Origin of the sequence: Flavobacterium sp. FlaQc-48 (genome assembly GCF_044007335.1) — a bacterium.
GTDB lineage: Bacteria > Bacteroidota > Bacteroidia > Flavobacteriales > Flavobacteriaceae > Flavobacterium.
The window spans coordinates 194,830-210,430 of the sequence record NZ_JBIPCR010000002.1; the positions used below are offsets into that span (position 1 = coordinate 194,830).

Annotated in this window: 15 protein-coding genes; 12 read left to right on the forward strand and 3 right to left on the reverse strand. The window is 35.1% G+C overall.

The features are described 5' to 3' along the window. The first annotated feature begins 171 nt into the window (after positions 1–171). From ACHRWY_RS04035 to ACHRWY_RS04090, 12 genes are all read left to right on the forward strand, one after another. On the forward strand, positions 172–624 hold the full coding sequence (locus ACHRWY_RS04035) for an Hsp20/alpha crystallin family protein (RefSeq protein ID WP_395352758.1): 453 nt from the start codon (positions 172–174) through the stop codon (positions 622–624). 69 nt (positions 625–693) lie between these two features. Further along, entirely contained in the window at positions 694–1,848 is a 1,155-nt protein-coding gene (locus ACHRWY_RS04040) for a cation:proton antiporter (protein WP_395352760.1), read from the forward strand. A gap of 799 nt (positions 1,849–2,647) precedes the next feature. Next, positions 2,648–3,085 (forward strand): hypothetical protein, encoded by a 438-nt coding sequence (locus ACHRWY_RS04045; RefSeq protein WP_395352762.1) that lies wholly within the window; start codon positions 2,648–2,650, stop codon positions 3,083–3,085. Positions 3,086–3,310: 225 nt separating this feature from the next. Continuing rightward, positions 3,311–3,736 carry a hypothetical protein gene (locus ACHRWY_RS04050; RefSeq protein WP_395352764.1) on the forward strand — a complete coding sequence of 142 codons (426 nt, stop codon included), beginning with the start codon at positions 3,311–3,313 and terminating at the stop codon, positions 3,734–3,736. Between the two features lie 80 nt (positions 3,737–3,816). Further along, positions 3,817–4,032 carry an SHOCT domain-containing protein gene (locus tag ACHRWY_RS04055; RefSeq protein ID WP_395352766.1) on the forward strand — a complete coding sequence of 72 codons (216 nt, stop codon included), beginning with the start codon at positions 3,817–3,819 and terminating at the stop codon, positions 4,030–4,032. 78 nt (positions 4,033–4,110) lie between these two features. Beyond that, on the forward strand, positions 4,111–4,626 hold the full coding sequence (locus ACHRWY_RS04060) for a hypothetical protein (RefSeq protein WP_395352768.1): 516 nt from the start codon (positions 4,111–4,113) through the stop codon (positions 4,624–4,626). A 168-nt stretch (positions 4,627–4,794) separates the two neighbouring features. Beyond that, positions 4,795–5,529: a BON domain-containing protein gene (locus ACHRWY_RS04065; protein ID WP_395352770.1), complete on the forward strand. Its 735-nt coding sequence runs from the start codon at positions 4,795–4,797 to the stop codon at positions 5,527–5,529. A 140-nt stretch (positions 5,530–5,669) separates the two neighbouring features. Then, on the forward strand, positions 5,670–6,122 hold the full coding sequence (locus ACHRWY_RS04070; RefSeq protein WP_395352773.1) for a response regulator: 453 nt from the start codon (positions 5,670–5,672) through the stop codon (positions 6,120–6,122). Between the two features lie 75 nt (positions 6,123–6,197). Then, positions 6,198–9,569, forward strand: a complete 3,372-nt coding sequence (locus ACHRWY_RS04075; protein ID WP_395352775.1) for a CheR family methyltransferase — start codon at positions 6,198–6,200, stop codon at positions 9,567–9,569. Positions 9,570–9,625: 56 nt separating this feature from the next. Next, positions 9,626–10,111 carry a hypothetical protein gene (locus ACHRWY_RS04080; RefSeq protein ID WP_395352777.1) on the forward strand — a complete coding sequence of 162 codons (486 nt, stop codon included), beginning with the start codon at positions 9,626–9,628 and terminating at the stop codon, positions 10,109–10,111. Beyond that, the gene (locus tag ACHRWY_RS04085) at positions 10,108–10,926 is read left to right on the forward strand and encodes a DUF6544 family protein (RefSeq protein WP_395352779.1); all 819 of its coding nucleotides are present in this window, start codon (positions 10,108–10,110) and stop codon (positions 10,924–10,926) included. The genes ACHRWY_RS04080 and ACHRWY_RS04085 overlap by 4 nt, the downstream gene beginning before the upstream one ends. A gap of 28 nt (positions 10,927–10,954) precedes the next feature. After that, positions 10,955–11,698, forward strand: a complete 744-nt coding sequence (locus ACHRWY_RS04090) for a YoaK family protein (RefSeq protein ID WP_395352781.1) — start codon at positions 10,955–10,957, stop codon at positions 11,696–11,698. Between the two features lies 1 nt (position 11,699). Here the strand turns inward: ACHRWY_RS04090 and ACHRWY_RS04095 are convergent, their stop codons facing one another. The 3 genes from ACHRWY_RS04095 to ACHRWY_RS04105 all read right to left on the reverse strand — a co-directional run bounded on the left by ACHRWY_RS04095 (position 11,700) and on the right by ACHRWY_RS04105 (position 15,593). After that, on the reverse strand, positions 11,700–14,210 hold the full coding sequence (locus ACHRWY_RS04095) for a cation-translocating P-type ATPase (protein ID WP_395352783.1): 2,511 nt from the start codon (positions 14,208–14,210) through the stop codon (positions 11,700–11,702). 16 nt (positions 14,211–14,226) lie between these two features. Continuing rightward, the gene (locus tag ACHRWY_RS04100; protein WP_395352785.1) at positions 14,227–15,036 is read right to left on the reverse strand and encodes a universal stress protein; all 810 of its coding nucleotides are present in this window, start codon (positions 15,034–15,036) and stop codon (positions 14,227–14,229) included. Positions 15,037–15,113: 77 nt separating this feature from the next. Continuing rightward, positions 15,114–15,593 carry a hypothetical protein gene (locus ACHRWY_RS04105; RefSeq protein WP_395352787.1) on the reverse strand — a complete coding sequence of 160 codons (480 nt, stop codon included), beginning with the start codon at positions 15,591–15,593 and terminating at the stop codon, positions 15,114–15,116. Positions 15,594–15,601 lie beyond the last annotated feature (8 nt).

Genomic DNA, 15,601 nt, shown 5'->3' on the forward strand with positions numbered 1-15,601 from the left:
TAAGCAGCGCAAAAAAAAGGGCATTCATCGGAGATTAAAATGACATTTTTTCATAGTGAATAATGAAAAAATGTCAGAATTAACCCCTGGCATATTTTTTGTTTTTTTCCTTGTGCACACCTTTGTGCAAGTTCAAAAATTTATTGTATAACAATTTTAAAAATTACTGTTATGAATCTTATTAAAAGAAACGGAGGCCGCGTGCCGGCTTTCCAACGCTTGTTTTTTGATGATGTTTTTGGCCGCGATCTTTTCAATTGGGAAAACAACAATTTTTCAACCACAAGCACTACACTGCCTTCAGTGAATATTAAGGAAACTGACGAGAATTATGAAGTCGAGGTTGCGGCTCCCGGCATGAGCAAGGATGACTTTAAGGTTACCCTTGATAATGGACAGCTGTTTATTTCTTCGTTTAAGCAGGAACACGTAAATAAAGAGGAAGAAAATTACACCCGCAGAGAGTTCAGTTATCAATCTTTCCAGAGAAGTTTTGTACTTCCTAAAAATGTAGTGGACGAAGATAGAATTCGTGCCCGTTACGAAAATGGAATTTTACTGCTGTCGATTCCAAAACTGGAACAGGCCAGACAAAAGTCCCCAAGGATGATAGAGATTTCTTAAAAACTTTTATCTATTTTTTTATTGAAAGCTGCCCCATAAAGGCAGCTTTCTTGATAATAATTTAAAAATATGCTGTCACAATTATTCTCAGGGATAGCTGTGCTTTCCCTTATTGTCTTATTGTTGATTTTATTGCTTCGGCGTTTAAAGCAGCCTTACTTTATCGCCTACATAGTGGCTGGTGTACTTCTGGGTCCTCAAGTATTTAATATTATTCAAAAACCTGATGTGATATCAGAACTTGGTGAAATAGGGATCATTATTATGATGTTTTCTATAGGAAGTGAAATTGACCTTCGTTATCTCACACGTAATTTTTACAAGCCGCTGTTGATTGCAGTTGTTCAGATTGTGCTTAGTTTTATGTGCATGTATTTTGTAGGATCATATGCGGGATGGGAAATTACAACAATTGTACTGACTGCTTTTATAATCAGCATCAGCAGTTCGGCCATTGTATTTCAGTATCTGGCCAGAACAGGCGAAATTAAAAGTCAGCTCGGCATGATTACCTGCGGTGTTTTATTAATGCAGGATATATTGGTTATACCTATGATGCTGGCATTGAATTTTATGTCAGGTGCTGCTGTATCAGCAACCCAATTGATAAAAGTATGCGCAGGAGGCGTATTAATGATTCTTTTTTTGAAAGGGGCTCTGACGAAGAAACTTTTTAAAATTCCGATGCAGAAAGAGATTACTGCTGACCATGAACTGCAGGTTTTTATCGGCTTTAGTATCTGTTTCACAATGGCCTGGATCAGCGGATGGTTTGGCTTGTCTACTGCTTTTGGTGCTTTTGCCTCAGGTATACTAATCGGGCATGATAAGGCAACGCACTGGCTGGGCAGTTCCCTTATTCCTTTTAGGGTATTTTTTATGGCTTTCTTTTTCTTAGCTGTAGGACTGCAGTTAGATATTAATTTTTTTATTCAAAATGCAGGTACGATTATATTGATTTCATTTTCAGTACTCTTTATAAACAGTCTCATCAATACGATTCTTTTTAAACTGACTAAGAACTCCTGGCGCGACAGTTTATATGCAGGGGCACTCTTATCGCAGATAGGGGAATTCAGCTTTATTTTGATGACCATGGCAGCTTCTTTACAATTAGTAGAAAATTATACGTATCAAATAACACTGGCTGTAATTACTTCAACTATGCTGTTAACTACAATCTGGCTTATGATTATTCAGCAGTTAGTTTACAGGCTAAAATAGAAAGGAAAGATATTCTTTCTTTTGACCTGCAGGGGCTATAATTTCTTTTTTTGAGAATTGGTTTTTTAAAAGCCCGGAAGAAAAATATGTCAGTGATGAATTGATTGTGAACGGCCTGTCTAAGATAATATGAAATCCTATTAGCATCATAAAATAGAGTATGGATTGACAGTATCTGTTTTTCAGGAGCTCTTCCCGCTATATGCTCCAATCTTTGCGCCAGCACCCCGTCGTAAAGAATTTCACTGCTATCGGGGCCGAGGGATGCCGGGAAGCCCTGTTTTGTATTGAAGGACTTTAGATTCAAGCCCACTTACTGTACTTATAGTCAATACTCAAGTTTCGGTTTTTTATAAAACCATATGCTGCAAATAGCTTGATTGACTTAATTTTTTGTGGTAAAAAAGGTATCAATTTCCGGTTTTTATTTTACTAATATAATATAATTGAATTAATGAAATACAATATTTAAAAATTCACTTGTCATTTTAAATCAATTTAGTGGTTGGAATATTTTAGTGCGGACGATCAATTGTATGGATTATTCGACACCTCAGAGCTAGATAAATTATATGTTATATATCACATATTAAATGGATAAATATCATTTTCCTGAACTTCCTTTTATTCTACTTTTATTCCTGTAGTAATTTCTTGTACATCAATTGCAAATGCCTTTTTTGCGATTTATAATTCCAGCGTTTCGTAGTTCTGGTTAATTTTTGGAGGGAACTGAAATTCTTCAGAGAGAGAGCACTTCTAAATATTTAATAAAAGGCAAAATTTAATGAATAAACAGATGAAAACAAAGTTAAGTTTGCTGATTGTCATGGTCACACTGTTATATTGCTGCCAACAAAAGGATTGGACAGGTTCTAATGAGAATGGTGTTGACACAGATTCATCTGAAACTTCAGAAATCAGTAATAGGATGGTTAGAAAGTGGTTCTTATTGAATAGGGAATCAGATAGTATAATGGCTTCGGCCAAGCTCACTATAGAGCAGCAGCGAAAGGAAGTGGAATCTCATCCGCCAGATGAGCGCGAGTACATTAATTCATGTATTGGGGAAGCTCAACAGCATCTTGATCAATTGAAGAAAAAAGTAAAATATATTAGAGAGTTTGCAATTCATATTGAAAAATATGATCCAGCTCTACAGCATACAATTGACTCATTAAAAGAAGACTATCTTCAGGAGAAATTTAAGTTAGAAGATGCATTAAAAGATTTCTGATAATATATAATCATGCAATGAAGTTATAAGCAACAGTTGGTGATTACTGTTACAATATGCTGTATTTATTTAATAATAAAAGCCACAACTTTAAAGGATAATATTTTGCATTCTCCTAAATCACATAGATGGATAGTGATAAGGATCATTTTAAGCAGTGACAGCAGTCATTTCTAAATGAATATTTATCCCCGAGATTTGTATGATAATTTAAAACAATTACATATGAAAAAGATAGTTATGGCCATGTTACTGATAATTACAGTGGCAGGCAACACGCTGCAGGCACAAAAAGTTGAAGTGATGACAAGTACTAAAGAAGGCTGGCACAAGATTGGGGAGACTACAGTTAATTTCAAAAAGGACACTGATGAAATTTTAGTAATAGGGGAGAACAAATTTACAGAACTTAAATTCGTGGTAAAGGAAACGCCTATTGATATCATAAGCCTGAAACTACATTTTAGTGAGGGAAATGACCAAACTGTAAAAGTGAACAGCCCAATTAAAGCCAATGGTGAAAGCCACAAGATCTCTTTAACAGGAGGGGAGCGCAAACTTCAAAAAATTATTTTTGTTTATAAAACGCTGCCTAATCGCCAGGATGACAAAGCCCATGTTGAAATTTGGGGATATAAAATTAAAAAATAGAACCGTTTGGGTTGTCCTGACAAAAGAGATTCCTATACGGAGACTTTTGTATCTAATCTGTTATTTGTAAAATAAACATTATGATACACTACGAAAACTATTATTGGGGAATGAATTTTATATGGTGGATTATCTGGGTACTGCTTCTGTTTTGGATATTTGCTGTTCCTTATAACATACCGGGACAAAGAAACTTAAAAGAGACGCCACTTGATATTTTGAAAAAACGTTATGCCAGCGGAAAGATCGATATAAAAGAATTTAACGAAAAGAAACAGATACTGGATCAATCTTAAAGCAATACATTAAATCCTGTTGGAAAGTTATTTTCAACAGGATTTTTTACAGCCTTTAATACCTTAAGATTATTTTACATGGAAAAAGACCTTAAATATTTAGAATTTCTAGCCCTGAATTCTAAAGAAGTTATAGAAAAACAAGTAGACTCCTATCGCCAGCAACATTCTTATGCAGGTACCATTATTGGTTTTACGGTACTGTTTATTCCTTTCTTCTTAAATAGTTTAGAGGGGGCTAATAAAAGTATCCAATTAATTACGATTATACCTATCGCATGTTTTATCAGTTCTATTCTTTTAATGCTTAGTATTTTTAGAAGTAAACCATTGGATCAGGCTTTATCTGTTACGAAGTATGAAGCCTTACTAAAGAAATCATATGAAGAGATATTGCTTTATGAAATCGAAGCAAACAAGGTTTCTTACAATAAAAATAATAGAGCAACATTAAAAGCAAGCAAAAGGTACATGCAAGGCGTGGGGTTGACCACTTTTGCCATTCTTGTAGCTATAGTTCTTCTTTTATTAAATTCTTTTCTCTCAATAGAAAAAGTACCCACAAAAGTTCAGGTTGTAAATACAACCCAATAAGGGTATTTCTCTTGAATTTCCCTGGGGTTTAGATTATATTTTCTAATTTAAATTGAGTGATTACAATGCGCTAATCTGGCTGTCGCTTTACTATATTAAATGTTTCTTATCACTTTTTTGATTGATAGAAATCATTTTTTTTCGCCTCTATATGTTTCAATTTTGCCTATGGATATAGAGATTATTATACTTATAAAAATAAGTATATCAATGCTTACTATTGAAAATAATAATGAAAATCTAATGAAAAAAAGTAACGATGTTTTACGTAAAGAAGTTATGGAAGCTATAAAATGGGAACCTGTTTTAGAATCTAATAAAATAGAGGTTAGTGTTCAGGAAGGGATTGTTACTCTGGCAGGAACTGTCGATAATTACAATCAAAAAAAGGAAGCTGAACATATTGTTAAGGATATCTCAGGAGTAAAGACCATTATCGATGATGTCAGGGTAGACCTTTCCGTTTCAACAATTAGAAATGATAAAGAGATTGCCAGGGCGGTTATCAAAGCATTAGACGGAAAGTGGGTTATACCTAACCACAGATTAAAAGTTACAGTCGAAGACGGATGGGTAACCCTTGAGGGTATTTTGCATTGGAATTTCCAAAGGAAAACTGCAGATGATGCTATTCGATATTTGGAAGGTGTAAGAGGAGTTGTTGACAAAATAATGATTGAAGCTGAAATAGAAAATGAGTTAGAGAAAAAGATCGTAGAGAAAGCCCTTAAGCGCAGCTGGATACTTGATATAGGGAATATTAAAGTCAGGGTTGATGGCAAAACAATATTTCTTAGTGGTATAGTTAGTTCCCTTTTTCAGAAGGAAGAGGCAGAAAGGATAGCGTGGAATACAGCGGGAGTCTGGCAAGTCGACAATGAAATTTACGTAGAGTTTGATTAGTATAGGTTAATATTATTAAAGGGATGGATAAAGCAATACAATTGTGGTACTTGCTGTCTGGTTTTAATTTATTGTTGAAACAATAATAAATTACTTAACGTTTATTAAAGCGTACATTTGAAGTAAATGAGAGATAACTAATGAATAATAAGGAGAATATACGTATTTTGCTCACTGATGATGATCAGGATGACAGGGATTTTTTTGCTGAAGCAGTTCAGGATATTCACCTTAATTTTCCGGTTGAATTTTGTCAAAATGGAGTAGAACTTTTAAAACGTCTTTACGACAGCACTCTTTTTATTCCTGATATCATTTTTTTAGATCTTAATATGCCGGTAATGTCAGGTTTTGAAACATTGCAGCAAATTAGGGAAGACATTTTATTTAAGAATATTCCGGTAATAGCCATTTATTCTACTTCGGCAACCGAAGAGGGTGTAAAAAATACTTTTAAATTGGGTGCCAATGCCTATGTGGTTAAACCTACTGATTTTAATGATTTGAAGAAATTGGTAAAAAAGGTTATCCAATTGGATTGGAAAGAAAGGTTAAAACATTCGAAATTCGAATCCTTTATCATCGCGCTTTAGGATTGAAAAGAATTCTATACTCAGATTCCTGTTCTTTGAGAGCAAGCTCTTTACAACAAAATAAAACTACAAGTCATGTACCATAAAAAAAATATTCTGCCTAAGGCTACACGCCAGGATTTTCCTATTGTCGGTATTGGAGCTTCGGCAGGAGGACTTGAGGCTTTTACACAGTTTATTGATGCTATTCCTGATGACTCTCAGATGGCCTATGTCATTGTACAGCATTTACATCCACTGCATGACAGTATACTTACAGAACTGCTTTCTCGTGTGTCCAGAATACCAATTATTGAAATTACAGATGATGTTCATTTGGCTCCTAATATTATTTATGTTATTCCGGAAAATAAAATATTGACTTCTTTTGACGGCGTACTCAAACTGAGTCCGCGTATTAAGGACACAAAAAATCAGGCAATAGATATATTTTTTAATTCATTGGCCGAGGTTCATCTGAATCTGGCTTGCGGCGTATTGCTCTCGGGAAACGGATCTGACGGGACAATTGGCCTGGGATCGATCAAAGAACACGGAGGCATAACTTTTGCCCAGGATATGGATGCTTCTTATAATGAAATGCCGCAAAATGCAATTAATGCCGGAGTGGTCGATTACGTTTTATCACCAGTAAAAATGGTAGCTAAATTAATTGAGCTTTGTAAAGCAAAAGCGATTTCTGGCGAAGATAATGAACTTAACGATGAGGCCGTATTTCATGAAATAATTAAAATTCTGCATCATCACAGCGGGGTAGATTTTGCCTATTACAAACAAACGACCATACGCCGACGTATTGCCAGAAGAATGGCATTAAATAAAATCATCAATCTTAGGGATTACCTTAAAGTTTTGAGAGGTGATAAATTGGCCTCTGAAGATTTATTTAACGATCTGCTGATCCCGGTAACGGAATTTTTCAGGGATGTTAAAATTTTTCAGGTGATAAAAGAAAAAGTTTTCCCTCTATTAGTAGGCAGGGTGCCGGAAGGCAATGCAATACGAATCTGGATTGCAGGATGTTCTACCGGTGAAGAGGCGTACACTCTGGCTATTGCCCTTCATGAATTTTTGGGTGAAAATCTTCAGGGAAAAGAAATCCAGATTTTTGCCTCGGATATTTCAGAAGTAGCTATTGCAAAGGCAAGGGCCGGATTTTACAGAAAATCTCAAATGCGTAATGTTTCTGAAGCTACGCTTTCCAAATATTTTACATCCAATACCAATGGTTACACTATTAAAAGGCAAATAAGGGATTTATGTGTTTTTGCCGTTCATAATTTCCTCACAGATCCTCCATTTGCCAGAATGGACTTGATTACCTGCAGGAATGTTTTTATTTATATGGATGCATTTTTACAGAAAAAATCTCTGAGTACTTTTCATTATGCCTTAAAAGAAAACGGTTTTTTACTTTTAGGAAAATCTGAAACTGCCATTCCGGCTGGTGAACTTTTTCAGCCTTTTGATAAAGCCGGAAAAATATACACCAGAAAAGAGGTTTCAGGAAGATCGCCAAATTCTCGCTGGGGATCGGGAGGGACTGAAAAATTGAAAAGTTTTAAATCAGAACTTCCTAAAAAAGAAATCATAAAAGAGGATTTTATAAAAAGTGCAGAATCAATTTTGCTTTCGAATTACAGACCAGCGAGTATCATAGTGAATGAACAGGTGGATATTTTACATATTATGGGAAATATTACTGATTTTATTAAATTTTCACAGGGCAAGCCCACTTTTAGTTTGCTCAAAATGGTTCACGAAGGACTGGCTTTTGAACTTCGTAATGCCTTGCATAAATCTAAAGAAACAGGATCACTTGTCATAAAAGAAGGAATACAGGTTAAAAAGAAAGAAGTTATAAGTGAAGTTACAATAGAAGTACAGCCATTGCCTGATACTTCTGAGCCTTACTTTCTAATCTTGTTTTATAAAACCAGCATGATGCGGCCCGAAGTATCCTCAAATAATATGACGGCTGAAGAAATCCGCAATGATGTCAATTTAAAAAGGATTGCACAGCTTGAAAAAGAATTGGAAAAAATACACAATGACGTAAATGCGATTAGTGAAGAACAGGAAGCTTCTAATGAAGAGCTCCAGAGCGCCAATGAGGAATTATTAAGCGGAAGCGAGGAATTGCAAAGTCTGAATGAAGAATTGGAAACTTCTAAAGAAGAATTACAATCCAGCAATGAAGAACTATCGCAGATTAATCAGGAACTTTTGAACAAACAGCTGGAAATTAATATTGCAAAAAATTATACAGAGGCAATAGTAGCCACGCTTCGTGAACCTATAGTGGTTTTGGATAACAAGCTCAGAATAAAAAACATTAACAGGGCATTTTCCAAAAAATATAATATTACCAAAGAAGAAGCGGCAGACCGGCTTATATATGAAATTCAAAATCATCTTTTTGGGGATATTCAAATGCGCGCCATGCTTGAAAAAGTACTTCAGCAAAAAACGCAGCTTGACGATTATGAGATATCAGTAAATCTTTTGCCTTACGGTGAAAGTATCCTGCTTCTAAATGCCAGACAGGTCACTTACGAGAGTAGTAAAAGACAACTAATTCTGCTGGCGATTGAAGATATTACCGAACGCAGGAACATTGAAAAGAAATTACAGGCAATGTCTGATGATTTAGAGGTTAAAGTTCAGCAGCGTACAGTAGACCTGCTTACATCCAACAAAGAATTAGAAACCTCTGTCAAAAATCTGCACACTGCCAATGATCAATTACAGGAATACGCTTATGTGGCCAGCCACGATTTGCAGGAGCCGCTGCGTAAAATCCTGATGTTTATCAGCAGGCTTTTGCAAATGGAGGAAAAAATTTCTGATCCGGCTCTTATGCTGCTCGAAAAAATAAGTCAATCATCTATAAGGATGAATACGCTTATTAAAGATTTACTGTCCTATTCCTACCTTGATAATCCTGACAGGCAATTTATGGCGACGGATTTGAATACCGTTATCGGCAATATTTTAATTGATTTTGAACTGTTGATTCAGGAACGCAATTTTAAAATAAAAACAGGTCATTTACCCATTATCAATGCAATTCCGTTGCAAATGAATCAGTTATTTTATAATTTAATCAGTAACGCTATTAAGTTTTATAAAAAGGATAATTTAATTTCTAAAATAGAGATAAGTTCCAAAAAACTGACTTTAAAACAAGTTAAAACATATCCTGATCTGGACCCGGGTTTAGCATATTGTGAGATCATAATTAAAGACAATGGCATAGGATTTAATCAGGAGTATGAAAATAAAATTTTCACTATTTTTCAAAGGCTTCACAATAATGGAATCTATATCGGTACAGGTATTGGATTATCAATTGGAAAAAAAATTGTAGAAAATCATAAGGGAATTATTTTCTCTAAAGCCGAAGAAAATGTTGGGGCAGAATTTCATATCATATTGCCAATTTAAAGACTTTTGGCTGATAATAGGAGTAATTATAATAGACGGTTAAACCAAATAGGGTGATGAAAGAAACAGCTCAAAAAACACATCGTGTACTTCTCTCATTTTTGGGACTTACCGCTATGATTGGCGGAGGTGCATTAATTATTTCACCATCGGGAAAACTTCTTGGAGGATTGCCGTTATCTATTTTAGAAAACTCACCATTTCCTGATTTTCTGATTCCAGGTATTATTCTATTTTTCGTTTTGGGCTTTTTACCACTTCTGATTGTAATGGCTTTAGTCAAGCGACCTTTCATACCGTTTGCAGAACATTTAAATCTTTTTAAAGACATGTATTGGGCTTGGACTTATAGTATTTATATCGCTTTTGCGCTCATTATTTGGATACAGGTAGAAACCTATTTCATACAGGGAGTTGGTTGGCTGCAAATGTTTTATATGCTATACACCATTCCGATGCTTATTGTTTCGTTATTGCCGCAGACAAGAAATAATTATGTAAAACCCTTTACCTTCCAACCTAATAAAAATAACAAACAATGATACTTTTACTAATGATTATTGGAGTATTACTTTTGGTTGTACTTCTGGGAAAAATAACCATGTTTTTAAAATTCAAAAATCAGGTTAAGGTATTGTATTCAAATGCATTGAATATATCTGATAAAACTTATACTATAAGTCAATTAAATGGCTTGCCCGAACCAGTGCAGCGCTATTTTAACTATGTACTGAAAGACGGAATGTCTTATATAAGTTTAGTGAGATTAAAGCACAATGGCCTGTTCAAAACTAATCTAAAAAAAGCATTTATCAATATTAAAGGCGAGCAATACTTTTCTGCGCAAAAACCACAATTTATATGGAAAGGCACAACCCTGTTCTTTACAGCAAGAGATAGTTTTATTGCTGACAACGGAAATTTAAAAGTTTCATTATTTAATATTTTTACAGTGGTTGATGGCAAAGGCACAGAAATTAACGAAGGCGAAATGCAGCGTTGGCTGGCTGAAAGCGTTTGGTTTCCAACAAATTTGCTACCTTCAGAAAATATAACATGGATCGCAATAGATGAAAATTCGGCAAAATTATCATTTCTATACAAAGAGATCTCATTTGATTGTATCGTTACATTTAATACTGTGGGTGAAATTGTTACAATGGAAACCCAACGCTTCATGACCAATAAAAGGGAACCATGGCTTTGCAAAATGGAAAATTATAAAGAAATTAATGGAGTGAAAATTCCTGTTTCAGCTGAAGTAATTTGGAAATTAAAAGCGGGAGATTTCAGTTATGCAAAGTTTAAAGTCACAGCAATTAAATACAATCAAAATATTTCTAAAAGGATATTATAATTCAATAATTATAGAATACCACAAAACAATGTTCAAACATCACGGAAATAAAAGAAACTTAAGGCACAATCTAAAAATAGCCTCTTTATTATCGTTTGTTGCGGGACTGGTCAATGTAGCTGGTTTTCTGGCAGTTCAAAAACTGACTACCAATGTTACAGGACATTTTGCCTTTTTTGTAGATGAGGTTTTTAAACTCAATTTCAAACAGGGTTTTATATACTTTTTATATATATTCTTCTTTTTCCTGGGGTCTTTTTTCTCCAGTCTGCTTGTAGAGTTTCTTTTGCGAAGAAATGAAAAATACAGTTATGTAATTCCAACAGCAATTGAAAGTGCTATTTTATTTGGCATTGCAGTTTTTGGGCAGCATTTAATTGTACATAATCCTGATTTTATAGCCTATACGTTACTCTTTGCCATGGGGCTGCAAAATTCATTGGTAACAAAAATTTCTAATGCCACAGTAAGAACAACACACCTAACAGGGCTTTTTACAGACCTTGGAATCGAATTATCCCAACTGTTTTTTTATCAGGAGGAACTCTTTCGGAAAAAACTCTTTGTATCTATAAAATTGCGAATGACCATTATTAGCTTTTTCTTTTTTGGTGGCATTATTGGCGGTATTTTTTATTCGAATATGGGATTACATGTTTTACTTATTGGAGTTGTCGCTTTGCTTTTAGGACTTTTATATGACAGGATTCGTTTTAATGCTGTTTTACTGGAAAGGAAGTACAGGCATCTGATACAATTTAAAGGCAGGTAACTCAGGCTTTGAATTCCTTAAAATTTCGTTTCCATAATTTTACCAATTCGTACCAGATAACAGACAGAAAACCTACTCCAATTGCCATAGACAGCGAAAGGAGATCAAGACGTTCAAATGCAAAGAATACTGCAAATGGTTTGATGTAAAGCAGCATTCCGGTAATGAAAATAGTAATACTTATAATTAAAGGAACTAAATTATTTTTGTAGCGCAAAGTGGTAAAAATGGAATAATAAAAAGAGCGGTTCATTAATGTCAAAAAGATATTGGCTGTTACCAGTACAATAAAAACCATAGTTCGGGTATGCTGCTCGTCATAACCGTTATAAATAGCGTATTGATAAGTAAATAATGTACCAATAGTGATTACCAATCCCTGAATAATACTGGTAGAGAGTTCCTTCCAGTTGAAAAATGTCGAAGTAAAAGGTCTTGGCTGCTGTGCCATGGTGTTTTTTTCCATTGGTTCATTTTCATATACAATAGAGCAGGTAGGCCCCATCACCAATTCTAAAAAGATGATATGAATAGGGGAGAATATATTTGGATATCGCCAGCCCAGCGCCAATGGAATAAAAACTGTAAATATGATGGGAATATGGATCGAAATAATAAACTGGATTGATTTTTTGATGTTAGCATAAATCTTTCTTCCCATGGCAATAGCATGCACCATTTTTGATAGATCATCATTGACCAGAATAAGTGAAGCTGCCTGTTTGGCAATTTCAGTTCCTTTTTTACCCATTGCAATTCCTATATGAGCGGCTTTTAACGCTGGCCCATCATTTACACCATCACCGGTCATGGCAACAATTTCCTTATTTGATTTCAGGGCATTGATAATTTTCAGTTTCGCTTCAGGAAACATTCGGGTAAATATAGTTGTATCCTTAACGCATTTTTTGAGTTCTTTTTTGTTAAGTTTCATCAACTCATCTCCCGAGATGCTTTTTTCGTATCCCTTAAAGCCAATCTGTTTAGCGATGGATGAAGTAGTCAGTGCATTGTCACCCGTTATAATTTTTACATTAATTCCGGCTTTATAAAAATGCTGTAAAACGAGTTTGATATTCTTTTTTGGAGGATCATAAAAGGCCAACAATCCAATGAATTCAAATTTATATTCCTGTTGCGTTTTAGGGTAATTTTCAGAGGTATCGTGAGTTTCTCCAACTGCCAGGACACGGTAACCCTCCTGTGATAATTCCTGAATTGCTTTTAGAATTATTTTTTTCTGATCGGCAGTAAGTACCGATATTTCCATTAATGCTTCTGCGCCTCCTTTAGCGGCAATGATCTTTTTACCTGATTTATTTTCAAAAACGTGCGTCATCATAGGGGGCTTTCCCGACAAAGGATACTCATGTACCAGTTTGAAATCAGGTCTCTGATCTTTTTCGATGATTTTTGCATAAGCTTCATGAAGAGCAATTTCCATCGGGTCAAAGGCAATGGGTTCGCTTGCCCATATCGATAGGGTAATTAACTTTTTTTCATCCTCAGATAACGAACCCTCTAAATCTGTAATTTTCTCTGATTGTAACGAAAAAATCTTAGCCAGACTCATTTTGTTTTCAGTAATAGTTCCTGTTTTATCAATACAAATCACGGTAGCACTGCCTAATGTTTCGACGGTTTTCATTTGTTTGACAATAATCCCTTCTTTCATCATCCGCCAGGCGCCAATGGCCATAAAGGTGGTAAAAGCAATCGGGATTTCTTCAGGCAGGATGCTCATGGCAAGTGTTAGGGCTTTTAGCAGACTGTCGAATATCTTAAAGGAATGAAAGTAGTTGATTCCCCAAACAATCAAAAAAACTACCGCTCCGGCAATAGCCATTTTTTTTACGAAATTACCAATCTGAATCTCCAGAGGTGTTTTTTCTTCTTTTATTCCCTCAAGGCTTTTGCCTATTTTACCCAGTTTGGTCTCACTTCCAATGGCAGTGACCGCTGCAATGGCGAGTCCGCCAACAACCGTGGTACCTTGATAAATGCTATTGTCTTTCGCTTCTTTGTCTTTGCTGACTGCCATGGATTCTCCGGTAAGAATTGATTCGTTTACCGAAAAATCATTGGAATGCACGATGATTCCATCAGCAGCTATCAATACACCTTCTTCGACCAGAAGGCTGTCTCCAATAACGATCTCTTCTGTTTTTATTTCTACAGAATCGCCATTTCTTATGACCTTGCATTTGGGTTTGGTAAAGTTTTTCAATTGATCCAAAGCATTTCGGCTTCGGGCATTCTGATAAGATGAAATAGCCGCAATTAAAACAATCGCTGAAGCTAAAAAGAAACCATCGGCAGTTTTTCCGCTGATAAAATAAATACTCGATGCAACCAATAACAGAATCATCATGGGTTCCTTGATCATTTGGATCATCGCAGCAGTATAACGGTTTGTTTTTTTATACGAAGATACGTTTTGGCCGTATTTTTTCCTGGCCGCAAGTACTTGCGCATTGGTTAAGCCAGCTGTATTGAATTTGTTTGCAGTCATTGTTCAATTGTATTTTTTACTTTCTAAAAACAAGTATAGGAGTATGGGTGTCAAAGCCAAATTCCTTGGTTTTACTCGAAAGAAAGTGACGTTCAAACCAGTCACGGTTTTGTTTGGTAAACATGACAACGATTGACGGTCTTATTGTTCTGATATCAACTTCTAAATGATTCAGTAAGGAATATTCGATATTTAATTTTTTAAAATTAAAAGAGACTTTGTCTGATTGGTAGTTTTGGGCTATTGTATTGAAATCTTCCTTGAAATTTCCCTGATCTAATAATTCGTCGTAATGATACACTGCAACATCCGCAGCAAACAGGGCTGCAAATTTTTTAACAAAAGGCAGTTCCACACCTGGTTTAGCAAGATCTGAGGCATACAATAAAAGCTGTATTGGCTTCCTGCGATAGTTGTAGGGAATAACCAAAAGGGGAATAGGGGAAGTAGTAATCAATTTTGTGGCAGTAGTTCCTGTCAATTGATTAAATATTCCGGGACCGGATGTATTGATACAAATAAAATCGACATGGCATTTTTGTGCATAAGCTATAATGGCCTGGTCTACATGAGTATGGTTCTCTGTTACAAATTCCACCTTAGCAGGCTCTTTTTTGGTCGTTTTGTAAATCGATAATATGAATTTTTTAAGTTTATAATCCTGCGTGGTTTTTTTATAATAATTGTCGATACTATCCTCAAAGGTTTTGGTGTTTACGCTGTAGAATATGAGTTCACAGGGAGTCTGGGCAGTAAATTGAATCGCAAATCGTATTGCTGCCCTTGAGATACTCGAGAAGTCTGTGGTAACAAGTAATTTTTTCATGGTGTTTGTTCTTTAACTGAAATCGTTGTTTGAAGGTTTTTCTGAAATTATTTCAGCAATTTTAGATGATGATTTTCCTATTTTAGTTTCATTTCATTAAGCTTCAGATCTAGTTTTTTCCATTTTGTTTTATCCAAATGAAGCGTATCAATATCTGTTGTCCACTCCATAAAAGGTGCTAAACGGTAAATGCCCACAACACGTTTTTTGTAGCCAAATGCAAATCGGTCTCCGCGAAGCTGATAATTAATTGTTTTAGCCGGATTCTCTATATTTTTGTAAAGCACTATTTGTGTTTTCCAGTCTCCGCCCCAGGTAAAAAAAGCTTTCAGTCCGCATAGGATTCCAATTAGTACAAATACCGTAACAATGGACCAGTTGGTTTTTAATTTTTTAAAGAATTGTCCAATAACAATTACCAGTGATGAAGCTGCAAAAAACAAAAAAAAGAAATGTACCCGATAATCATTGATATGAAAATGGGTATATCTGTTGAGTAAAATAATACTTATCGAGATTACAAAAATGACAGCAATGGAGGGATTCAGTTTTTTCATCTTTAGTA